Here is a 22,872-nt window from a genome sequence, read left to right as displayed (position 1 = left end):
GTCAGAACTCGTAGGTGGCGGGCGCGGACGCCTCGCTCGTGTCGGTGGACTGCGAAATCGCCTCGGCCTGCGCCGCCACGGTGACGAGGTCGAACAGCTGACCCACCCGCAGAGCCCCGGGCCAGCGTTCGTCGAGACGACGCTGCAGTTCCACGACGCGATGCGAGTTGCCGCCGACGTCGAAGAACCCGTCTTCGGGACCGAAGTCGTCGTGCCCCAGCACCGCCGCCCAATGCTCGGCGACGGACCGTTGCAGCGTCGTCCAGCGGTGCCGCGACTCGCCGGGCGCGGGCGCTGCCTCTGAGACGAGTGCGCGCAGCGCGTTCTCGTCCACCTCGCCGTCCGCCGTCCGCGGGACCGCACCGAGTGCGACGAATCGCGTGGGAACCGATCGGGCGTCGAGCCGCCCGGCGCTGAACTCCCGCAGATCGTCCGCCATCGGTAGCACGGCCGCCGCGGCTGCCGGGACCCAGAAGGCGGTGACACCGGTCGCGGTCGTGAGGACCACCGCTTCGCGGACCGCCGGGTGACTCGCCACGACGTCCGTGACCGACCGCGACGGAGGCCCGGTCGCGCCCACGCTCAGCAGTCGTCCGGACCGGTTCCACCGCGCGAGCGTGCCCGTCCGGACCATCCGGGAGCCCGGGGCGCCGAACGGATTCGCCACGAACGTCGCGGCCGCCGCCCGCGCCGAAGTGTGGTGCTCCCGCGTATCGGCCACGTACACCGCACCGGTCACGCCTTCGGGGGTGAGCTGCAGCCGGGGATCGAGCACGACGATCTCGGCCGCCGCACTCCATTCGCGAATCCGGGTGCGCTCGTCCGGGGCCAGCACGTCGACGTCCCCGACGGCGACTGTCGGATCCGCGACGAACGCGGCGAGGATCCTGGTGAACCGATCGGCCAGGGCCTGCACGGTCGCCGCATCGAAGAGGTCGGTGGCGTAGGTGAATCCCGCCGTCATCCCTTCCGGTGTTCCGGACTCGTCGTACCGCTCGCGCACCGTCAGCTGCAGGTCGAAGAGCGACACCTCGACGTCGGGTTCGAGAACTTCGGCCTCCAGGTGCGGGAGGGCGAGATCGGGATGCTCGGTGTTCCGGAACTCGAGCAACACCTGGAACAGCGGTGAATGCGACTGGGACCGAGGCGGGTTCAGCGCCTCCACCACCCGTTCGAACGGCACGTCCGCGTGGGCGTAGGCCGCGAGGTCGGTCTCGCGCACCCGGGCGAGCAGATCGTCGAAAGTCCCCGACACGTCGGTCCGCAGCACCAGCGTGTTGACGAACATTCCCACCACGTCGTCGAGGACGGCCTCGCCGCGGCCGGCGACCGGCGACCCGATCACCACGTCGTCGGTGCCGCCCGAGCGGGCCAGCAACACGGCGAGGGCCGCGTGCACGACCATGAACACGGTGCACCGTCGGGTCCGCGCCAATGCCACTGCGCCCCGGTGCAGGTCGGCGCCGATCCCGAACGTCACCCGGTCACCGGTGGCTGATCGCCGCGGCGGGCGGTCACGGTCCGTGGGCAACGCGGTCACCGCCGGCGCGTCGGCGAGAGCGGATCGCCAGTAGTCCAGTTGCCGCGACAGCAAGGAGTCCGCGTCGTCCTCCGAGCCGAGGAGTTCCCGCTGCCACACGGTGTAGTCGGGGTACTGCACCGGCAGCGGCTCCCATCCCGGCGCGCAGCCCTCGGACCGCGCGGTGTACGCCGTCATCACGTCGCGGGCGAGCGGAACCATCGAGAACCCGTCGGCAGCGATGTGGTGCACCACGACGACGAGGACGTGCTCCCGGTCGCCGAGTTCGAACAGCCTGGCCCGCATCGGGACTTCGGTCGCGACGTCGAAACCCGCCGACACGAGTTCCGAGATCTGTTCGCGTACCGGATCGTCGGACGTCGACACGGTGAGCTGCGCGACGTGGCCCGCACCGACGATCACCTGGGTGGGTCCCGAATCGCCGTACGGGTACCGGGTGCGGAGCGATTCGTGCCGGTCCACCACGTCGGCGAGGGCGGCGGTCAGCGCGTCGACGTCGAGGTCACCCGACAGCCGGACGATCATCGCGACGTTGTACGCGGGCGAGGACGGGTCGAACTGATTGAGGAGCCACATCCGGTGCTGCGCCCAGGACAGCGGCACCGCGTCGGGGCGCCGGGGCCCCGCGATCGCAGGCCGAGCTTCGCCGCCCGCGGTCTCGCGCGCGATCCGTGCCGCGAGCGCCCGAACGGTCGGGGTCTCGAACACGTCCCGCACACCGACGTCCGTGCCGAGCGCGGAGTTGATCCGCGCGACCACCTGCGTCGCGGTCAGCGAGTTGCCTCCGGACGCGAAGAAGTCGTCGTCGGCTCCGACGACGCCGGTCCCGAGAACCTCGGCGAACACGTCGGCCACCGCGGATTCGAAGGGGGTGCCGGGCGCCCGGAAAATGCGGGGTGCGAATTCGGGCTCCGGCAGCGCGTGCCGGTCGACCTTGCCGTTGGCGCCCAGCGGCAGTCGGCCGAGGACCGTCACCGAGGCAGGCACCATGAACGGCGCGAGGACGGACCCGGCGAACTGCATCACCTCGCTCGTGTCGAGGTCCGCGCCGTCCTCCGCCGTGACGTATCCGGCGAGGACCGCCTCGGCAGCGGGTGTGTGGCGGACCACGACCACCGCCTGCGCGACACCGGGGCAGCGGGTGAGCGCCGCCTCCACCTCCCCCGGCTCGACCCGCTGGCCGCGCAATTTGACCTGGAAATCGTTGCGGCCCAGATATTCCAGCCGACCGTCCTTCGTCCAGCGCATCAGGTCGCCGGTGCGGTACATGCGTGATCCCGGGTGGTCGAACGGGTTCGCCACGAACGAGGCGGCGCTCACCCCCGCCCGCCTGTGGTAGCCGCGCGCCAGACCGTCGCCCAGTACGTACAGCTCACCCACCACACCGACCGGCACGGGACGCAACCACTCGTCGAGGACGAGTTCGCGGACACCGCGCATCGGGTGGCCGATCCGCACGGGGTCGCCGGGTGTCATCGGGTCGCCGATGTTCGACATCACCGTCGTCTCGGTCGGACCGTAGCCGACGAGCAGGGTGCGTCCGGACGCCCAGCGGGCCAGCAACTCCGGCGGGCAGCGTTCGCCGCCGACGACGAGCGTGCGGAGCAGGCGCAGACCACGCGGGTCGATCGTGGCCAGGACCGCGGGGGTGGCGAACGCGTGCGTGATCCTCTCCGCCGCCAGCAGCTCCGTCAGTGCGGCGCCGCCGTAGACGTGCGGCGCCGCGATGACCAGTCGCGCACCGGCGCCGAACGCCGCGAGGTATTCGAGCATCGTCGCGTCGAACCCGGGCGACGCGAGATTCAGGACGCGCGAGGCATTCGTCGTCGCGTACCGGGTGTGCTGATCGATCGTGAAGTTCTGCAACCCCGCATGGGGGATCACGACGCCCTTCGGTGCCCCCGTCGACCCGGACGTGTACATCAGATACGCCGGATGGCCCGGTCGCAGCGGCACGACCCGGTCGTCGTCGGTGATCGGACGGGACTCCCATCGCCGCGTCGGACCCGGATAGTCGAGGAGCAGCCACTCCACGCCGTCCGGCATCCGGTCACGCTGTTCGGCGACCGTGAGTCCCGCCACCGCCCCGCAGTCGGCGAGGATGTCGGCGATCCTCCCCGGCGGCAGACTCGGATCCACCGGGACGAACGACGCACCCGACTTCGCCACCGCCCACACCGACACCACCAGTTCCACGGACCGGGCGAGCCCGATCGCCACGTGGTCCTCGGGTCCGATTCCGCGGCGGATCAACACCCAGGCCAGGCGGTTCGACCAGTCGTCGAGTTCGCGATACGACATCACCGCGTTGCCGTACGACAGCGCGACGGCGTGCGGGTCCCGGGCGGCGGCGGCGGAGAGGATCTCCGGCAGCAACCGGGTCGTGCCGGTGGGCCGCCCACGCACCGGGACGAGTGCCTCGCGTTCGCCGGGCGACAGCAGATCGAATCGGGCCAGTGGAACGTCCGGATCGGCGACCACCGCGTCGAGGAACCGCACGTATCGTTCGGCGAACTTGCGGACGGTCGCGGCATCGAAGATATCGGTGGCATAGGTGAATCCCGCGCTGATCCCGGCCGGCGACCCGTCCTCTGCGAATCGTTCGGCCAGGGTCAGCTGCAGGTCGAAGGTGGAGACGGAGACACCGAGGTCGATCTCCTCCACCTCCAGTTCCGGCAGGCTCGGAGTGGGCCGCACGACGTCCTGGAATTCGAACAGCACCTGGAACAACGGCGCGTGCGCCGTGGTGCGCGGGAGAGCGAGCGCCTCGACCACCCGCTCGAACGGCACCTCGGCGTGCGCGAACGACTCCAGGTCGCGGTCCCGCACGGCGGCGAGCAGCGCGGCGAACGACTCGGCGCCGTGGACGGGGGTGCGCAGTGCCAGGGTGTTGACGAACATCCCCACCACGTCGTCGAGGACGGCCTCACCACGTCCCGCCACCGCGGATCCGATCACCACGTCGGTGGTGCTGCCCAAGCGGGACACCAGGACCGCGAATGCGGCGTGCGTCACCATGAACACGGTCGCATCGTGTTCGCGCGCAAGGGCGACCACCTTCCGGTGCAGGCGGTCCCCGATGTCGAACGACTCCCGGGCGCCGGCGAGCGACCGGTGTTCGGGACGTGCGCGATCCATCGGCAGGTCCGTCACGACCGGGGCGTCGGCGAGCGCGGAACGCCAGTACCCGAGCTGGCGGGACATCAGGGAGCCGGGATCGTCCTCCGAGCCGAGCAGCGCCCGCTGCCAGATGCTGTAGTCGGCGTACTGCACCGGAAGCGGCACCCAGTCCGGCGCGTGTCCCCGCGCCCGGGCGGTGTACGCGGACGTGATGTCCCGGGCGAGCGGGCCCAGCGACAGCGCGTCCGCCGCGATGTGATGGACCACCAGGGCGAGGGCGTGATCGCGCGGACCGACCTCGAACAGGTGCGCCCGCAACGGAACCTGTGCGGTCACCTCGAAGCCCGCGGACAGGGCCGCCGCGAGCCGGCCCCGGAGGTCGCTCTCCCCCGACACCGTGACCGCGCGGATTCCGGGCACCGCCTCCGCCGCCGGTATCACCGACTGCACGGGCGTGTCGCCCCGCATCGGGAAGATCGTCCGCAACGCCTCGTGCCGGTCCACGACGTCCGTCAGCGCCGTGTGCAGCGCCGCGACGTCGAGGTGGCCGCGCAATCGGAAGGCCGCCGCGATGTTGTAGGCGGGCGACGTCGTGTCGAACTGGTCGAGGAACCACATCCGCGTCTGCGCGAGGGACACCGGCGCCGCCGCGGAACGGTCCGTCGCCACCAGCGGCGGCCGGTCCGCCGATGCCGCTCGGCTCACCCGAGCCGCCAGCGACCGCACCGTCCGCGCCTCGAAGACGTCGCGCACACCCACGCCCGCACCGAGCACACCGTGAATCCGCGCCACGACCTTCGCCGCGATCAGCGAGTTGCCGCCGAGCGCGAAGAAGTCGTCGTCGACCCCGACCGCGGGCACGCCGAGCAGCGCGGCGAAGATGACGGTGAGCGACTCCTCGGCGGGAGTCCCCGGTGCCACGAATTCGGCGCGGGAAGCCGTGACGGGCGCCGGAAGTGCCGCCCGGTCCAGTTTCCCGTTGACGGTGAGCGGGAGCCGCTCGAGGACCGTCACCGAGGCCGGGACCATGTACGACGGCAACGCGGTTCCGGCGAATTCCAGCACGGCCTCCGTGTCGACGATCGCACCCGCCTCGGGCACCACGTACGCCGCCGGAGCCGGGCCCGGCACCGGGTCGTCGTGCAGGGTCACCACTGCCTGCGCGACCCCGTCGCACCGGCCGAGCACCCATTCCACTTCGCCGAGTTCCACCCGGAATCCGCGGATCTCGACCTGGAGGTCGTCGCGTCCGAGGTAGTCGAGACTCCCGTCACGTCGCCACCGGACGATGTCCCCGGTCCGGTACATCCGGGCGCCCGACGCATCCGCGACGAAGCGGGACGCCGTGAGCCCGGCGCGGCCCAGGTAGCCGCGCGCGACCTGCGGTCCCGCCACGTACAATTCGCCGGCCACACCGACCGGCACCGGATGCAGCCGCGCGTCCAGCACCGACACCCGAAACCCAGGAATCGGCCGCCCTACCTTGCTCGTCCACGCGGCGGCGGCGAGCCCGCGACCGAGCGGGAGGTGCGTGACGTGCACCGTCGTCTCGGTGATGCCGTACATGTTCACCAGCACGGGCGCGTCCTCGTCGTGGCGGGAGTACCAGCGTTCGAGTTGCCCGAAGTCGAGCGCCTCGCCGCCGAGCACGACGTAGCGCAGCAGCGGCGGGCCCGCGCAGGCCTCCGCGTCGGTGGCTTCGATCAGCTGCGAGAACGCCGTCGGCGTCTGGCTCAGCACCGTCACCCGCTCGCGGCGCAGCAGCGCGAGGAACGCGGCGGGCGACCGGGTGGTGTCGAAGTCGACGACGACCAGGGTCCCGCCGTGCAGCAGCGCGCCCCACAACTCCCAGACCGAGAAGTCGAATGCCGGGGAGTGGAACATCGTCCACACGTCGGTGTCCGCGAACCGGAACAGGTCCCGGGTGCTCGTGAAGAGCGAGACCACGTTGCGGTGCGACACCGCGACGCCCTTCGGCCGTCCCGTCGATCCCGACGTGTAGACGACGTAGGCCAACGAGTCCGGATCGACCGGTGCCCGGTCGGCGCCGGTCAGCGGGTCCGCGGAGCTGCCGCCGAGATCCGTGTCCGTCGAATCGAGGAGCAGGACAGGAATGTCCGACGCCGGCAGTGCGACCGCGGTGTCCCGGGTGGCCAGAATGCACACCGGGTGGGCGTCGTCGAGAACGCGCGACGAGCGCTCACCGGGATGGTCCGCGTCGATGGGGAGATAGGCGGCCCCGGCCTTGACGATCGCCACGAGTGCGACGACGAGCGCCGCCGATCGCGGCATCGCCACCGCGACCGACGCCTCCGGGCCCACACCCAGGGAGAGCAGGTGCCGTGCAAGGCGGTTCGACCGGGCATCGAGGTCGCCGTAACTCGTGCGCTCGCTACCCGACACGACGGCGGTGGCGTCGGGGCTCCGCGACGCCCGGGCGGCGAACAACTCACCGAGTGTCGTCTCGTCGGCGGCATCCCCCGGACGGATCGACCAGTCCTGCTGCACAGCGCGTTCGGCCTGTTCGACCAGGTCGAGGTCGCCGATGACGACAGACGGATCCGCGGCGGCGGCCTCGGCGGTCCGCACGAACCGCCGGGCGATTCCCTCCACGGTGGCGGCGTCGAACAGGTCTGTCGCGTAGGTGAATCGGGCCGTCGTGTCCGACACCGTCACGCGCAGGTCGAGGTCGCCGAGTTCCCCTGCCTGGTCCGTGAATTCGAGCAGTACCTGGAAGAGCGATGCGTGGGACGTGGACCGCGGCGGGTCGAGGATGTCCAGAATTCGCCGCGCGGGCACACCGCGGTGCGCGAACGCCTCCGCGGCGGCGTCCCGTACCGTGCCGACGTACTCGCCGAAGCGGTCCGAACCGCACACGTGGGTCCGCAACACCACCGGGTCGGTGTCCGTCTCCGCGCCGAGGACGACGTCGTCGGTCCGAGCCGACCGTGCCAGCACCAGCGCCAGCACCGCATGGATCACGGTGGCGGCGACCGTGCGGTGTTCGGCGGCGAACGCTTCCAGGCTGCGCCGCAGATCCGGGTCGAGTGCGACGTCGACGGCGGCGCTGCGGTGGGACGGCCGCGCGGGCCGCGGATGGTCGGTGGGCAGATCCAGCACCGGGGGCGCGTCAGCCAATGTGCGCGTCCAGAAATCGAGCCGGGCCGTCTCCTCGTGGACGGTGGTGAGCGCGGCGTTCGCGGCGGCCGTGACGAAGTCGCCCAGCAGTTCCAGGAATTGCTGGTGATGCGCGCCGACCTCGTCGGCGTCGTACCGGTTGGGGTTGGCCAGGAAGTGGACGAAGGTCCTTACCGGTGTGCCGCTCCGGTACACGTTGACGAGCAGGTCCTCGACCGGCCCGGACGTGACGATGTGATACTCCCCGACGAGCGGACCCAGAGCGAGTTCCTGGTGGAAGAGCATCACGTTGACCATCGGACCCGACAGTGACTCCGTGGCACCGGCGCCCGCGTCGCGCCGGATGTCGCCGAGCCCGAAACGCTGGTGTCGCAGCGCCCCCATCAGGTCGAGTTGCACCCGCTCCACCAGCTGCCCCACCGTGTCCTCGGGGCGGATCTGCACGGGAAGCGGCACGACGCCCGCCACCATTCCGCCGGACCGTCGCAGGGTCGCGGTGGTGCGCGCCGACACCGGGATCTTCACGAGCACGTCCCGGCGTCCCGTCGTCCTCGACAGGTAGCAGGCGAACGCGGCGATGATCTTCGCGGTCCCGTGGGCCCCGGCGTCGCCGAGCGCTCGCTCCGCCGCGTCCGGCAGGGGCGCGGTGACGTCGGTGCTCGTGGCGACCGCGGGCCCGGTCCGTCGGGCCAGGCTCGATCCGGGTCCGAGGCCGCCGACCCGTTCGGCCCAGAACTGCCGGTCCGCGGCGAAGCGGGTCGACGACCGGTACTGCTGATCGGCCTCGTACAGCTGCCGGGGGTCCACGGCCTCGTTGGGCGGCAGTTCCCGGTCGAGCACCTTCGCGGTGTACCGGGCCGCGATGCGGTTGAGCATCGTCATCGCACCGTAACCGTCCAGGGCGACGTGGTGAATCTTGCTGTACCACAGGTAGTGCGTCTCACCGACGCGAAGAATCGACGATTCGACGAGGCGGTCGCGAGTCGGATCCAGTGGGGTCTCGCAGTCGGCGCGCATCCATCGGCGGGCGGCGTCCACCGGTTCGGCGTCCCCGCGGAAGTCCAGCAGGCCGATCGACCGGTCCGTCGACGGGTCGACCAGTTGGAACGGCTGACCGTCCCTGTCGATCAACCGGAGGAAGGGCGATCCGAATTCGTCGGCGGTCGCAACGGTGGCCTCGCGCAGGAGGTCGACGTCCAGATCGCCGTGCACCTCGACGTACTGGGCGATGCACAGCGGCACGTCGGGGGCCAGTTGCTGGGCCAGCCACGCCTCGTATTGGGCCGACGACAGCGGGAACGGTACTTCCGCGCCGCCGGCGGCCTCGGTATGGTGCTCACGCAACGCCACCACCTCCGCTGGGCAGCAGCCGGCGCAACGCCGCCTCGTCCACCTTGCTGCTCGGTGCGAGCGGAAGGGCGCCGAGCGCGAGGAAGCGGTCGGGCACCGCCTGCGCGACGAGCCGCTCGGCACAGTGCGCGATCAGGTCGCGCGGCGTGGGTAGTACGGTCGCCGCGGCCGCGGGCACCCAGAACGCGGTCAAGGCCGTCTCCCCGTGTTCGTCGGCGGTGGCGAGAACCACGGCCTGGTGTATCGCGGGATGACTCTCGAGGACGGCCTCCACCGCGTGTCTCTCGACCCGGGCGCCGCGCACTTTCACCTGTCCGTCGAATCGGCCGCAGAATTCGATGTCGCCGTGCGCATCGACGCGCGCGAGGTCACCCGTGTGATACATCCGGGCACCCGGCCGAGCCGCGAAGGGGTCGGCGACGAAGCGGGCCGCGGTGGCGGCCGGGCGGGACGCGTAGCCCTCGGAGATCTGCGGACCGCCGACATACAGGTCCCCGACCGTTCCGTACGGCACCTCGACCAGTTTCGCGTCGAGGACGTGGGCCGTGCTCGCCCCTAGCGGTCTGCCGATCGGCGCGATCGAGGCGGGCACGTCGCGCACCGGATGAGCCAGGCAGCTGACGGTCGTCTCGGTCGGACCGTACTCGTTGCTCAGCGGGATCCCGGGCAGCGTCGCCCGATGCTGTTCGACGAGCGTGCCCGGAAGCGCCTCTCCCGCAAGCGTCACCAACCGCAGACGTTCGCGCAGCGGGGTGAGATGCGGCAGCAGCAGCCGGTAGAAGGACGGGGTCGCGACCAGATGGGTGCTCTGCCACGTGCGGGCGAGCGCGGCGACGGCCTCGGCGTCCATCAGTTCGCGAGCGTCCGGGAGCACGCTGGTGCCGCCGGTGCACAACGCCCACAGGGTTTTCAGCAGGGAACCGTCCCAGGTGAGGCGAAAGGCGGAGAACGTGACGAGGTCGCCGTCGTCGTAGTCGTAGTCGCGGCCGTCGACCATGTTCGCAAGGTTGGCGCGGCTCGCGACGACGGCCTTGGGGACGCCGGTCGACCCGGACGTGGTGATCACGTAGGCGGCGATGCCCGCGGGCACGTCCTCGGGAAGGTCGGCCGGTTCGGCGACGGGCGGGTGGTCGGCGTCCAGGTCGTGCAGCGCGGGCACGCGTCCGCCCGCCCTCCGGGCCAGATCCCGGACCGACTCCGGCGACGTCTTCGGATCGGTGGACCCGAAGACGATGGCGCCGCAGTCGATGTCGCCGAGGAGTGCGCGGAGTTGAACCACCGGATGTCCGGGTTCGATCACGCACCACGCTGCACCCAGTCGCAGCGCGGCGATCATCCCGACCACCGTCTCGACGCTCTGCCGCTGGTGGATCAGCACAACCTGGCCCGGCCGCACGCCCCGGGCAGCGAGTTGTCGCGCCAGTGCCTCACTCGCCGAATCGAGTTCGCGATACGTCAGCGACCGGTCGCCCACGACGATCGCGATCCGGCCGGGAACCCGCGCGCACTGGCGGAGAATCCCGGACATCACCCCACCGTTCGCGACCACGTCCGTCATGGCGCCACGTCTCCCGAGAGGACCGCGACGTGGTCGGCGTTCGGCGCCACCGCACTACGAAAGTCATTGCACAGCAGCAGTATCCGATCGGGGTTCGGGTCGACGACGTCGAATCCCGCGAATCGCAGGGTCACCAGCATGACCCGGTTGACGTCCGTCGGCACGAACTCGGCGAGCGCCCGCCTGCCGTGGGCGCGGGCCCGCTCGACGACGTGCCGGATCAGCGCCGTCCCGACCCCACGGGACATCACCCGGCACGACATCAGCAGCAGTTGCAGAACGGAATCGTCGCCGCGGATCTCCGACACCGCGAGACCGATCGTGCCGTACCCGCCGAATCGGTCGCCGAGCGACGCCACGAGCACCTCGTGGTCGTCCGAGGCGCACAGCCGGCGCAGTTCGTCGATGCCGAAAGTCCGGCCCGTCGTGTTGAGTTGATGAGACCGGACGGTCAGTTCGTGGGCGCGTTCGAGGTCGTCCTCGGCCGCGCGGCGGACCGTCATGACCAGTTCGAGCGAGGCCAGGAACTCGGAGTTGGACCCGTGGAACTCCTGTTCGCTCACCTGACGGATCCGTTCGGCGCGGTACAGCGACCTCCGCTGCCTCGCCTCCTCGGTGACGGCGGGCGGAGTCAGCTCGGGAAGGTCGGGGAACGACGCGATCTGCTCGGCGGGATAACAGCGCACCGGGGGAAGCGCCTCGGACACCTCGGCCCGCTCGACGGGATCGTTGTCGACGAAGGCGATGGTGTCGAGACCCAGATTCAGTGTCTCCGCGATGCGGCGCACGGCCTCCGACTTCGGGCCCCAGCCGACGTCGACGGCGCAGAACAGTTCCTCGATCCCGTGCATGCGCAGGTGCGCGGCGGCGGGTTCGTATTCGCCGCGGCTCGCCACGGCGTGCAGGATGCCGCGACGGTCGAGCACGTCCAGGGCACGGAGGGCGTCGGCTTTCGGCACGGGGGCGTCCTGTTCGAGGACGACGCCGTCCCAGATGGTGTCGTCGAGATCCCAGACCACGCACTTCACCGTCTGCTCCATCGCGATCACTTCCCGTGCCCGGGTCGATCCGGCAGGCGTCGGAGCAGCGCGCTGCTCCACGCCGCGACCGGGCTGCTGTTCATGATCACGCAGTAGTCGCCGGGCGCCTGTACGGACGCAGCGTGCTCGAGGTTCGCCGCGACGTCGACGGATCCGAGGTGGCCGAAGCGGGCCAGGTTGTCGCGGCAGACGGGATCGATGGTGACATCGAGTGCCTCCTGCCAGAACGTGAACGCACCGAGCGACAGGTTCTGCATGAGGAACACGCCGATCGCGTCCTGCTGCAGCCCGTTCCGGGCCAGCAGGTCCGCGTTGATCTCCGTGAACCGCTTCCGGCTCTCGACCGCGAGACGGAACGAGTATGTGGGTTCGTCGGCGCATTCCTCGACCCAGTCGGCTTCGCGGACGTCGCGGTAGTCGATGTGGAACAGGTCGGCGTATTTTCCGTCGCTGCGGATCATCTGGTCGACGAGTTCGTACCGGCCGGTCCCCGACGTCGTCAGCAGGACCGCGGCGGCGCCGTCACCCAGGAGCGTCATCGGCGACCGGTACCGCAACCGGGTAGGTGTCTTCGCCGCCGCGACGACGAGGACGTTCTGGCAACGGGGGTCGCCGCGGAGCAATGCCGACGCGAGCGCGAACGCCGCCGAGACGGACACGCACCCGAGGTCACCCACACCGGTGGTGAACGCCTGGGTCGCACCGAGCAGGTGCTGCAGCCTGGTCGCCTCGGACGCGAGCAGGTACTGCGGAACCCGGCCCTGGACGAGCAGCAGCGCGTCGAGTTCGGTGGCGTCGAGGCCCGCCTTCCGGAGCGCCTCGTCCGCTGCCGCCTGCGCCAGATCCACCTCGGAGAGCCCGATTCCGATCCGCACCGTGTCGATGCCCAGTGACAATGCGTGCTCGCGCTGAGCGATCGGCAGTTCGTCGAGCTCGGGCAGGCCGGCCACGGTCACCTCGTCGTCCGGGAACCAGAGCGCGACCGAGTCGATCGTGACCGGTCGGTCGGCCGTCATGGCGCACCTCCCCCGAGCACGTAGTCACCGATCTGGAGTTCGGCGACCTCCGTCGCGCCCTCGATGATCTGCATGACCTTGGCGTCGCGGAAGAAGCGCCCCACCCTGCTGCCGGGGGCGCACCCGACGGCCCCGAGCACCTGGACCGCCTGCTGGCTCACCGACGCGGCGACCCGGGCAGCGGCGTATTTCGCGGCGATCGTCGTGAAGAGCGCGCTGGGCTCGTGGGCATCGCGTTGTTCGGCGGCCCGTTCGCACAGCGCGCGAGCCCCGGCGGCATCGACCCAGCTACGACCGACGATCGCGCGGACCGAGTCGTGCTCGGACAGCACGGCGCTGCCCTGCACGCGGGTGGACGCGTGCGCGGCGGCGTCGGCGAGACACCCGCGCGCCATCCCGGCGCACCCCCAGGCGATGGTGTACCGGCCGTGGTCCAGGGCGGTGCCGACGACGTGGGACAGCCCGAATCCCGGCGGTGCGATCAGGTGGTCGGCGGGGACGACGACGCCGTCCAACGCGATGTGCGCGATCCGGGCGCCGCGCATGCCCAGCTGCCCGTGGATCGGTTCGACGGACACTCCGGGTGCGTCCGTTTCGACCAGCGCGGTCGTCAGCCCGGCCGGCGACCGGCCGAGGACGAGCAGTACGTCCGCGACCTCGCCGAACGTGACCCACAGTTTCCGTCCGGAGATCCGGTGATCGGAGCCGTGCGCCTCGAAACTGGTAGTCACAGAGGAGAGGTCGCTGCCTGCTCCGGATTCGGTGGCGGCGAATCCGGCGAGGAGTTCACCGGTCGCCAGGGCCGGCACCCACTGCGCCCGCTGTTCGGCGGTGCCCCACCGATCGAGGGCGGCGTTCACCATCCCCTGCACGGTCAGCAGCGAGCGCAACGACGTGCAGACCGCTCCGAGTCTTTCTGCGACGGAGCCGAGTTCGGCCGCGGTCAGGCCGAGTCCCCGGCAGTCCGTCGTCCGGTCCAGCCCGAGGACTCCCGCCCGTGCGGCGGCCTCGATGACGTCGACCGGCAGTCCGGTCTCGTCCCAGGTGGCGGCGTCCGTCTCGGCGGAGGCGACGAGTGTATCGATACCGATCACGGCGCCGCCCCGTCCGTCGCACGAAGCTGCTCGCCCCGCTTTCTCCGAATGAAGCCCGCTACCCGCGCTGCGGTACGGAAGTTGTCGAGATCGAGATCCTCCACCTCGACCACGACGTCGTGGGAGCCTTCGATGTACGTGACGATCTCCAGGGCCCGCAACGAACTCACCAATCCCAGGGTGAAGTAGTCGTCGTCGGGTCCGAGTTCCGTCGACGTGATCGAGCTCAGGTACTTTCGTAGCTGCTCGACCAGCTCGTCACGGGACTCGGGCACAGGGGCATGTGCTGTGTCCATGGGCGTGGGATTCCCATTTGGACCAGCGTTCAATCATCGTGCTCTCAGGCGGCCAGCAGGCCCGGCAGTCCCCACTCCGCTGCGAGCAGCTCGTAGGAGCGCAGCCGGTCGCCGTGATCGTGGGTGACGCTGGTGATCACCAGTTCGTCGGCGTCGGTGAGCCTTCGCAGACTGTCGAGTCGGTCCGCGACGGTGGCCGGTGCGCCCACGAACTGGGTGATCAGCCGGTCCTCGACCGCCGCGCGTTCCGTCTCGCCGAGCGGTGCCGTGTGCGCAGGGTCCGGATACGGGATTGCACCGTGTCCACTGCGGATGCTGTGCGTCCAGTGCGCGAACGTCGACGCCAGTTCCTTCGCGGTCGCGTCGTCCTCCGCCACGACCGCGTCGGCGGAGACGACGACGTACGGCTTCTGCAGCTGCGACGACGGGCGGAACGCGGTGCGGTAGGCCTCGACCGCCTCGAGCGTCGTCGACGGGCTCACGTGGTAGTTCGCTCCGAAAGGCAACCCCAGGCCCCCGGCCAGTTCGGCGCTCGGTCCCGCGCTGATGCCGAACACCCACACCTCGACGTCGGCGCCCTCGCCGGGGCTGGCGTGGAGCTCGATCCCGTCCGGGGTGCGGTACGTGCCGTCGAGCAGTGCCAGGATGTCGTCGACCTGCTGGTCGAATGCGGGCGACAGCGCGCCCGGCTGCTGCAGTACCGACTGCGCCGCTGTGAGCCGCGGAGACAGCAGGAGCCCGGACGGGTCGAACGGTGCCGGGATCACGACGCCGTCGCGGATCTCCGTCTCCCGGCGGGGCGGGGCCGGCTGGTTGTTGCGTTCCGCAACGGCTTTCAGCGCCTCGGCCCGCCGCTGGCCCGACCGCCCGAGCCCGAGGTCCAGGCGACCCGGGTACAGCGCGTCGACGGTGCCGAACGCCTCGACGACGGCCGCTGCGGTGGTGTGGCCCAACTGCACCGCGGCGGCGCCGACCCGGAGCGTGCTGGTCGCCGCGGCCAGGATCCCGACGAGCACGGCAGGTGAGGAACTGGCGACGCCCACGAAGTGGTGTTCGGCAACCCAGTACCGCTTGTATCCCCACTCCTCGGCGTGCCGGGCGAGGTCGACGGTGTTCCGCAGCGCGGTGCGGGCGGTGGTGCCCTCGCTGACGGGCGACAGATCGAGGACGGACAACGGAGTGGTCATGAGGGCACCTTCTGGAGAGAGCGGGGATTGACAGCGCGATGGCTGCGCGGGGCACCGAGTCCGAGGTGCTGCCGCAGCGTGGCGGTGATGTATTCGGTGCGCAGAACACCGCGGTCCTGCAGCAACGGCACCACCGTGTCGGCGAACAGGGCGAGTTCGTCCGGGGTGAGGTGGGACGGCAGGACGAACCCGTCCGCTGCGTCCTCGCGGACCCACCGGACGATCCGGTCCACGACGGACGCGGCGGTACCCACGAACGTCGCGGCCGACAGAACCTTCACCGCACCGGCGGGTCTGCCTGCCTCGACCGTGCGGCGCGCGAGGTCGTCGTAGAACGCGCGACCGGCCTCGAACGTGCCGAGCGGGGCGATGATCACGTCGCCGTGCCGGGCGGCGAGATCCCGGGCCTCCGGGCCGTCACCCGACACGATCACCACCGGTTGCGCTTGCGGGCTCCGCGGGACGGTGAAGCGTCCACCGATGTCGAAGTGCCTGCCCCGGTGATAGAACGCGCCTGCGGTGGGGTCCGAGACGAATCGACCCGCATCCCGGTCGACGGTGACGACCCCCTGGGCCCAGGAATCCCACAGCGTGCGGGCGGTGTCGACGAACTCCGCGGCCCGCGGGCGCCGCCGCCCCGAGCACGACCTGCTTCTCGGCCATGCCTACCGCGGGTTCTTCTCGCCGGCTTCGACCGCGAGCGTCAACCGGTTCTCGGCGGGCGCGACCGGGCAGGTGGCGTAATCGGTGAACGCGCACGGCAGGTTGGCCGCCCGGTTGAAATCGAGGATCACCCGACCGTCGGCGGCGGGGGCGTCCACGGCCAGGGACCGCGCCGCGGGGTACGTGCTGACCCCGCTGGTGGCGTCGGTGAACAGGACGTGCAGGCCACCGTTCTTGCCTGCGAACGCGACGAGTTCGTGTGCGGCGCCGTCGTACTCGAATGCGAGTGAGCCCAGCGCTGTGTGGTGGTGCTCGAGTCCCTCGACGACCGCACCCGTCGTCACGACCCGGGACTGCGGGAACGGGGTGAACGTTGCCGGCACGGCCCACTGCCGCGCGGGCAGGAACGTCGGGATGCCGGTGAACGCGGCGAGGGTGCCCGCCTCGGGATCGTGGATCCGCAGGGCGACGTCACCGGTCCTCCGGATCACCTCGATGTCGCGGCTCCCGTGCCGCACGAGCAGACCCGGTGCACCCGCCAGAGGTGCGAGGGTCGCCGTGCCGTCGATCGCGTCGCCGTCGATCTCGAGACCGGCGTCGGCGGTGGCCGTGATCACCACCCCGTCCGCGTCGGCCCGCCACTTCCCGGGCAGGTCGGGGAACGTGGTGTCGGTCTCGACGAGCCAGTGCAACGCCGTGAGACTCAGCCATCCCAGCGGGTCGCGGAAAGACTCCTCCCGCGCCGAATGCCAGTCCTGCCAGTCCTGCTCGAATGTCGCGCCTGCCGTGACTGCGGTCATGATGCCCGAACTCCTTCTGTCTGGTGATGTGGATGGCGCAGTCCGAGATGACTGCGCAGGGTCGTCCCCGAGTACTCGGAGCGGAAGCTGCCGCGGTTCTGCAATTCCGGGACCACCTTCTCGACGAACTCGTCGAGCCCGGCCGGAGTGAGGTGCGGTACCAGGATGAAGCCGTCGCACGCGTCCGCCTGCACGTAGCGGTCGATCTCCTCGGCCACCTGGGCGGCGGTGCCGACGAACTGCTGGCGGGTGGTGACCACGATGATCAGTTCACGGATGCTGAGCTTCTCGGCTTCGGCCTTCGCCCGCCACGCGGCAGCGATCTCGTTGGGGTCCTTCGCGTGCCGCACCCGGCCGCGGGTGATGTTCGTGTCGTCGGCCGGTTCGACGTCCGGCAGCGGACCGTCCGGGTCGTATGCGGAAAGGTCACGACCCCAGACCTGTTCGAGAAACGCGATCGCCGTCTGCGGGCCCACCTGCTGGTGCCGGATGTGATCGGCGCGCTCGGCCGCGTCCGCCGCGGAGTCGCCCAGCACGAAGGTCGCCGCGGGCAGTACCTTGAGATCGTCGTGGCTGCGCCCGTACTTCGCCAGCCTGCCCTTGACGTCCGTGTAGAACTTCTGGCCGTCCTCGAGCGACCCGTGGATGGTGAAGATCGCGTCCGCCTGCGAGGCCCCGAATTCGCGGCCCTGATCGGAGTCGCCGGCCTGCAGCAGCACCGGGTGCCCCTGCGGGCTCCGGGGAATCGTGAATCGTCCCCGGATGTCGAACTGGGAGCCGGAGTGGGTGACGTCGCGGATCGAGTGGTCCGCGGCGAACACTCCCCGGGCGCGGTCGATCTGCAGCGCATCCTGATCCCAGCTGTCCCAGAACTTGCGGGCGCCCTCGATCAGTTCGCCTGCGCGGACGTACCGGTCGGCCTTGTCGAGGTATCCCCCGCGCCGGAAGTTCTCCCCCGTGAACGCGTCCGAGGACGTCACCATGTTCCACGCGGCCCGGCCGTCGGACAGGTGGTCGAGCGAGGCGAATTGGCGTGCCAGCTCGTACGGTTCGTTGAACGTGGTGTTGATCGTTCCCGCCAGGCCCAGATGCGTGGTGACTCCGGCGAGTGCGCCGAGCACCGTCAACGTGTCGGGGCGGCCCACCACGTCGAGGTCGTGGATCAGGCCCCGGTGCTCACGTAGGCGCAGGCCCTCGGCGAGGAAGAAGAAGTCGAACAATCCGCGTTCGGCGGTCTCCGCGAGGTGCACGAACGAGTCGAAGTCGATCTGGCTCTTCGATTCGGGGTCGCTCCACACGGTGGTGTTGTTGACGCCGGGGAAGTGGGCCGCGAGATGAATCTGCTTGCGCTGGTTGCTCATGATGTCAGTCCTGTCCGGCGAAGTGATTGTCGGGACGGGTGAAGCCGAGCCGCTCCCGGAGCACTCCGCTGTCGGACGCCCGGCCGCCCGGCCGCAGCAGCGGCAGGACGCGTTCGGTGATCTCGTTCAGGCCGGACGTCAGCGCCAGCGGCCGGAGGGTGACCCCGTCGACGCCCCCGGTGTCCACCACGTCGGTGATCAGCCGGGACAGTCCCCTCGCGTCTCCGCGGTGGAGAATCGACGCCGGCTCGTAGCGGCCGCCGGACCAGTTCTCGAGCTGGGCGAGGTCGCGTTCCGCCGTGTCGGCGGTCTCGGCGATCACCACCTCGACGTCCAGCAGGATCCGGAGCGAAGCGGGGGCCCGGCCGGCCTCGACCGCAGCACGTCGCACCCGGTCCGCGACGTCACGCGCGGTGTCCACGGTGGGTGCGCCGATGCGGATCACGTCGGCGCGCGCGGCGGCGACCCGGGTGGAGTGCTCGTCCCGCGCACCGATCACGATCAGCGACTGTCCCTGCGGCGACCGCGGCGTGATCGAGGGACCCTTCACGGAGAATTGCGTGCCCTCGAAATCGATGTAGTGCAGCTTGTCCCGGTCGATGAAGCGGCCGGTGGGCACGTCGCGGATCTCGGCATCGTCCTCCCAGCTGTCCCACAGCAGACTGACGACCTCGATCGCGTCGGCCGCCTCCGCCCACAGACTCTCGGCATCCTGTGCGTCCTTGCGCCCGAACAGATTCGCCTGCGCCTGGCCGGCCGACACGTCCACCTGCCACCCGGCGCGGCCGAGCGACGCGTGGTCGAGGCTCGCGATGGCCTTGGACACGTGGAACGGTTCGGTGTGGGTGACGGTCACCGTCGGAACCAGGCCGATGCGCTCGGTGGACGCGACGGCCCGTGCCGCGATCGCCACCGCGTCCAGGTGCCCACGCTGATCGGCATGTCCCGTGGTGGCGATCGCGAAGGTATCGCCGACGAAGGCGAGGTCCACTCCGGCCGAGTCGGCCTGCCCGAGCAGGCCGGTCCAGTAGCCGGGGGTGAAGAGGTCCTCGGCGCGCGAGTCCGGACGACGCCAGGACTGCGGATGGATCCCCGTGCCGTACAGATCGACGGCGACGAGCGGGTCGTGTGACTCAGGCATGAATCGATTCCTCCAGCTGTGCAGAACGTGGGCGCACGACGGATCGTCCCGGGATGGCGTCGAGCAGCTGCCGGGTGTAGTCGTGGCGGGGATTGTCGAATATTTCTGCCGCGGCGCCCGATTCGACGATGCGTCCGGACCGCATCACCGCGACCGTGTCGCTGATCTGCCGGACCACGGCGAGGTCGTGTGAGATGAAGAGGTAGCTCAGCCCGAGTTCCCGCTGCAGGCTCTCGAGCAGCCCGAGGATCTGTGACTGCACCGAGACGTCCAGCGCCGACACCGGTTCGTCGAGCACGACGAGTTCGGGGTGCAGGGCGAGCGCGCGGGCGATGGCGACCCGCTGCCGTTGCCCACCGGACAGCTCTGCCGGTCTGCGTTCGAGGTAGGTGCGCGGCAACGCGACCTGTTCGAGCAGTTCGGCGACTCGTGCCGTCCGTTCCGCCCTGGTGCCGACACCGAACGCACCGAGTGGTTCCGCCACGATGTCCGCGATCGCCAGCTTCGGATCGAGGGACGCATACGGGTTCTGGTACACGATCTGCACTCGGCGGCGCAGTGCTCGCAGCGCACCGCCGCGCAGGGTGGTGATGTCCCGGCAGTCGAACTCGACGCGGCCCGCGGAGGGAGATTCCAACCGGATCGCGATCCGGGCCACCGTGGACTTGCCGGACCCGGACTCCCCCACCAGCGACAGCGTGCGGCCGCGCGGGACCTCGAACGACACGTCCTGGACGGCGTCGATGGCCGTGCGCCGATCGATCGGGAACGTCTTGGACACCCCGGACACGCGCAGCAGGACATCGGGTTCGGCTCCGCCCGCCTCCGCGGCGCGGCTGGGCCCCCGCACCACCGAGAGACTCGGCGCCGCGGCCAGTAGGGTGCGGGTGTACTCGTGCCGTGGGTTCTCCAGGATCTCGCGGGTGGGGCCCGTTTCCACCACCTCACCCTGGCTCATCACCACGATCCGGTCGGCACGGTCGGCGGCGACACCCAGATCGTGGGTGATCAGCAGGACCGCGGTGCCGGATTCGGCGATCCGCGCGTCGAGGTGATCGAGAATCCGGCGCTGCACCGTGACGTCGAGCGCGCTGGTCGGTTCGTCCGCGATCACGAGTTCGGGGCTGCACGCCAGGGCGATCCCGATCAGGACGCGCTGCCGTTGCCCGCCCGACAGGTCCTGCGGGTACTGTCTCGCCCGCACCTCGGGCTTGTCGATCCCGGCCTCGGCGAGAATGCGCACCGCCTCGATGCCTGCCGTCCGCCGGTCGGCGAGACCGTGGATCCGGAGCACCTCCGCCACCTGGGCGCCGACCCGCAGGACGGGGTTGAGCGACGTCGTCGGATCCTGGGGAACCAGGCCGATCCGGGCGCCGCGAACCCGGCCGAGTGCGCGCTCCGACTTGGTGTCGAGACGCTCACCGTCGAACGTGACGGTGCCGGCGACCGCCCGCCCGGATCCGCTGAGCAGTCCGAGGATGGCATGCGCGGTGGTGGATTTTCCGGAGCCGGACTCGCCGACCACGGCCACCACCTCCCCGCGCGAGACCGTGAGGTCGACGCCCTTCACGGCCACGACCGGATCGCTCACGCTCCCGTATGCCACCCGCAGTCCGGAAACCTGCAGGAGCGGCGCCGTGGTACCTGCCGCAGCAGTAGTCGAACTCATCGCACTTCCCTCTGTTCGAGTGCATGCCCGAGTCGGTGCGCCGACAGCACGACGGCCACGATCACCAGTCCGGGCAGGGTGGTCATCCACCACGCGGTGGCGAGGTAGTTCCGGCCCTCGGAGATCAGCGAGCCCCATTCCGGGGTGGGCGGCACCGCACCGAACCCGAGGAAGCTCAGCGACGACACCGCGAGGACCGCCATCCCGAACTCGACGGCGGCGAGTGCCACGACGGGCGGGTACGAGTTCCGCAGCACGTGCCGGCGCAACACCGTGTGCCAGCGGACACCCGACGCGAATGCCGCCTCGACGTACAGAGACCGGCGTACGCGCAGCACCTCCGAACGCATCACGCGGGCGAAGTTCGCGATCAGTGACACTCCCACCGCGATGGCCACGTTGACGGTGCCGAACCCCAGCGCGGTCACCAGTGCGAGCGAGAGCAGCAGCGCGGGGATCGACAGGAGGACGTCGACGACCCGCATCAGGACGGCGTCCAGCGCCCCTCCGACGGCACCGGACAGCAGGCCGATCAGCGAACCGGCCACCAGCGCGATCCCCACGGCCAACAGCGTTGCGGTCAGCGACAATCCGGCCCCGTGCACCACGCGGGTATACACGTCGCGGCCGATGTTGTCGGTGCCGAACCAATGTGCGGCACTCGGCGCCTGCAGTTTCTGGGCGGGCACCCCGACCAGCGGGTCACCGCTCGCGAACACCGACGGCGCCACCGCGAATCCGACCGCGACAAGGAGCACGGCGGCCGAGGCCACGAGCGCGAGATTGCGACGCAACCACGTCACCACGCGGCGTCCGCGGCTGTCCGACTCGGACACGATCGCGGGAGGCGGGTCGATCGGCGGAGTTCCGAAACCCTCGGCCTCGTCGATCAGTTCCCTGGTGAGGATGTCAGACATGAACCTTCTCCTCCACATCCGCGGTGGCGCTGGTGTCGGAACTGCGTCTGCCCTCGACGATCCTCGGATCGATCAGCGGGTAGAGCAGATCGACGGCGAGATTGACGAGTACATAGACGACGGAGCTCAGCACCACGATTCCCTGGACCACCGGAATGTCTTGCGCCATCACGGAAGTCTGGGTGAGCCGCCCCACTCCGGCGCGCGAGAACACCGTCTCGACGACGACCGATCCGGCCAGCAGATTACCCACGAGCACACCGGCGATGGTGAACGCGGGAATGCTCGACAGGCGCAGCGCGTGCCGGGTCTGGATCTGCCAGCGAGACGCACCCTTCGCCCGCGCGGCTTCGATGAACGGCTGCCGCCACGTGGTCTGCAGACTCGCCGCGAGCACCTGCGCGATCACGGCGCCGGTCGGCAGCGCGAGCGTCACCGCGGGGAGCACCAGCGTCGCGATCCCCTGGTCACCGAACGCCGGGAAGGCCTTCAATCGGAACGAGAACAGCTGCAGCAGAATCAGTCCCACCCAGAACGGCGGCACCGCGACACCGAGCGGAGGAAGTGAGAACAGCAGATTCCGCACCCAATGGACCCTCGTGTAGGTGGCGAGGAACGCGACCGCTGCCCCGAACACGACCGCGAGAACCAGCGCCGCGGATGCCAGCGCGAGCGTGCTGGGCACCGCGTTCCCGATGGCCTCGGTCACCGATTGCCCGGTGGCGATTGAGTACCCGAAGTCACCGCGGACGGCGTGGCTCAGGGAGTTCCAGTACTGCACCCACACCGGCTGGTCGAGGCCGTACCGGGCCTGCAACTCCGCGACGGCGGCCGCGTCGACCGTCGTTCCGGTGGTCGCCGAGTCGACGGCGATGCTCACCGGGTCGGACGGCAGCAGGAACAGCACGGCGAACGACACGGTGAACGTCGCCCACAGGACGGCGATCGCCTGCAGCACACGTAGTCCGAGGTAGCGAATCAT

The 22,872-nt window shown here is 70.3% G+C and carries 13 protein-coding genes and 1 pseudogene; all 14 read right to left on the bottom strand.

Features of this window, described 5'->3' with window-relative positions:
- Position 1 precedes the first annotated feature (1 nt).
- Positions 2-9,148, bottom strand: coding sequence for a non-ribosomal peptide synthetase (locus tag GO592_RS03530; protein ID WP_007296429.1), 9,147 nt, complete (start codon positions 9,146-9,148; stop codon positions 2-4).
- Positions 9,135-10,706, bottom strand: a complete 1,572-nt coding sequence (locus GO592_RS03525; RefSeq protein WP_007296430.1) for an amino acid adenylation domain-containing protein — start codon at positions 10,704-10,706, stop codon at positions 9,135-9,137. The genes GO592_RS03530 and GO592_RS03525 overlap by 14 nt, the downstream gene beginning before the upstream one ends.
- Positions 10,703-11,755 (bottom strand): HAD-IIIC family phosphatase, encoded by a 1,053-nt coding sequence (locus GO592_RS03520; RefSeq protein WP_007296431.1) that lies wholly within the window; start codon positions 11,753-11,755, stop codon positions 10,703-10,705. Before GO592_RS03520 ends, GO592_RS03525 begins: the two co-directional genes overlap by 4 nt.
- Positions 11,752-12,762, bottom strand: coding sequence for a 3-oxoacyl-ACP synthase (locus GO592_RS03515; RefSeq protein ID WP_007296432.1), 1,011 nt, complete (start codon positions 12,760-12,762; stop codon positions 11,752-11,754). Before GO592_RS03515 ends, GO592_RS03520 begins: the two co-directional genes overlap by 4 nt.
- Positions 12,759-13,856, bottom strand: coding sequence for an acyl-CoA dehydrogenase family protein (locus GO592_RS03510; protein ID WP_007296433.1), 1,098 nt, complete (start codon positions 13,854-13,856; stop codon positions 12,759-12,761). The genes GO592_RS03515 and GO592_RS03510 overlap by 4 nt, the downstream gene beginning before the upstream one ends.
- Positions 13,853-14,152 (bottom strand): acyl carrier protein, encoded by a 300-nt coding sequence (locus GO592_RS03505; protein WP_039950770.1) that lies wholly within the window; start codon positions 14,150-14,152, stop codon positions 13,853-13,855. Before GO592_RS03505 ends, GO592_RS03510 begins: the two co-directional genes overlap by 4 nt.
- Positions 14,153-14,196: 44 nt before the next feature.
- The gene (locus GO592_RS03500; protein ID WP_007296434.1) at positions 14,197-15,339 is read right to left on the bottom strand and encodes an LLM class flavin-dependent oxidoreductase; all 1,143 of its coding nucleotides are present in this window, start codon (positions 15,337-15,339) and stop codon (positions 14,197-14,199) included.
- Positions 15,336-15,962 (bottom strand): annotated as a pseudogene (locus GO592_RS03495) (LLM class flavin-dependent oxidoreductase); the annotation flags it as partial. The pseudogene GO592_RS03495 and the gene GO592_RS03500, both read right to left, overlap by 4 nt.
- A gap of 42 nt (positions 15,963-16,004) precedes the next feature.
- Positions 16,005-16,802 (bottom strand): DUF1684 domain-containing protein, encoded by a 798-nt coding sequence (locus GO592_RS03490; protein WP_007296436.1) that lies wholly within the window; start codon positions 16,800-16,802, stop codon positions 16,005-16,007.
- The gene (locus tag GO592_RS03485) at positions 16,799-18,163 is read right to left on the bottom strand and encodes an NtaA/DmoA family FMN-dependent monooxygenase (RefSeq protein ID WP_007296437.1); all 1,365 of its coding nucleotides are present in this window, start codon (positions 18,161-18,163) and stop codon (positions 16,799-16,801) included. Before GO592_RS03485 ends, GO592_RS03490 begins: the two co-directional genes overlap by 4 nt.
- Before the next feature lie 4 nt (positions 18,164-18,167).
- Positions 18,168-19,304 (bottom strand): LLM class flavin-dependent oxidoreductase, encoded by a 1,137-nt coding sequence (locus tag GO592_RS03480; protein WP_007296438.1) that lies wholly within the window; start codon positions 19,302-19,304, stop codon positions 18,168-18,170.
- Entirely contained in the window at positions 19,297-20,973 is a 1,677-nt protein-coding gene (locus tag GO592_RS03475; protein WP_007296439.1) for a dipeptide ABC transporter ATP-binding protein, read from the bottom strand. Before GO592_RS03475 ends, GO592_RS03480 begins: the two co-directional genes overlap by 8 nt.
- Entirely contained in the window at positions 20,970-21,890 is a 921-nt protein-coding gene (locus GO592_RS03470) for an ABC transporter permease (RefSeq protein WP_007296440.1), read from the bottom strand. Before GO592_RS03470 ends, GO592_RS03475 begins: the two co-directional genes overlap by 4 nt.
- Positions 21,883-22,872: an ABC transporter permease gene (locus GO592_RS03465; protein ID WP_007296441.1), complete on the bottom strand. Its 990-nt coding sequence runs from the start codon at positions 22,870-22,872 to the stop codon at positions 21,883-21,885. Before GO592_RS03465 ends, GO592_RS03470 begins: the two co-directional genes overlap by 8 nt.

The sequence above is a fragment of the Rhodococcus sp. 21391 genome, assembly GCF_016772255.1.
GTDB lineage: Bacteria > Actinomycetota > Actinomycetes > Mycobacteriales > Mycobacteriaceae > Rhodococcus_F > Rhodococcus_F opacus.
Note: the sequence above shows the minus strand (reverse complement) of the source record. Positions and strands in the feature narration are given on the sequence as shown.

What these genes read in the sequence shown, in the direction of transcription:
- GO592_RS03515 (WP_007296432.1), bottom strand. Translation starts at nt 12,762, where the DNA reads ATGACGGCCGACCGACCGGTCACGATCGACTCGGTCGCGCTCTGGTTC.
- GO592_RS03505 (WP_039950770.1), bottom strand. Translation starts at nt 14,152, where the DNA reads ATGGACACAGCACATGCCCCTGTGCCCGAGTCCCGTGACGAGCTGGTC.
- GO592_RS03485 (WP_007296437.1), bottom strand. Translation starts at nt 18,163, where the DNA reads ATGAGCAACCAGCGCAAGCAGATTCATCTCGCGGCCCACTTCCCCGGC.
- GO592_RS03475 (WP_007296439.1), bottom strand. Translation starts at nt 20,973, where the DNA reads ATGAGTTCGACTACTGCTGCGGCAGGTACCACGGCGCCGCTCCTGCAG.
- GO592_RS03500 (WP_007296434.1), bottom strand. Translation starts at nt 15,339, where the DNA reads ATGACCACTCCGTTGTCCGTCCTCGATCTGTCGCCCGTCAGCGAGGGC.
- GO592_RS03480 (WP_007296438.1), bottom strand. Translation starts at nt 19,304, where the DNA reads ATGCCTGAGTCACACGACCCGCTCGTCGCCGTCGATCTGTACGGCACG.
- GO592_RS03490 (WP_007296436.1), bottom strand. Translation starts at nt 16,802, where the DNA reads ATGACCGCAGTCACGGCAGGCGCGACATTCGAGCAGGACTGGCAGGAC.
- GO592_RS03465 (WP_007296441.1), bottom strand. Translation starts at nt 22,872, where the DNA reads ATGATTCGCTACCTCGGACTACGTGTGCTGCAGGCGATCGCCGTCCTG.
- GO592_RS03470 (WP_007296440.1), bottom strand. Translation starts at nt 21,890, where the DNA reads ATGTCTGACATCCTCACCAGGGAACTGATCGACGAGGCCGAGGGTTTC.
- GO592_RS03525 (WP_007296430.1), bottom strand. Translation starts at nt 10,706, where the DNA reads ATGACGGACGTGGTCGCGAACGGTGGGGTGATGTCCGGGATTCTCCGC.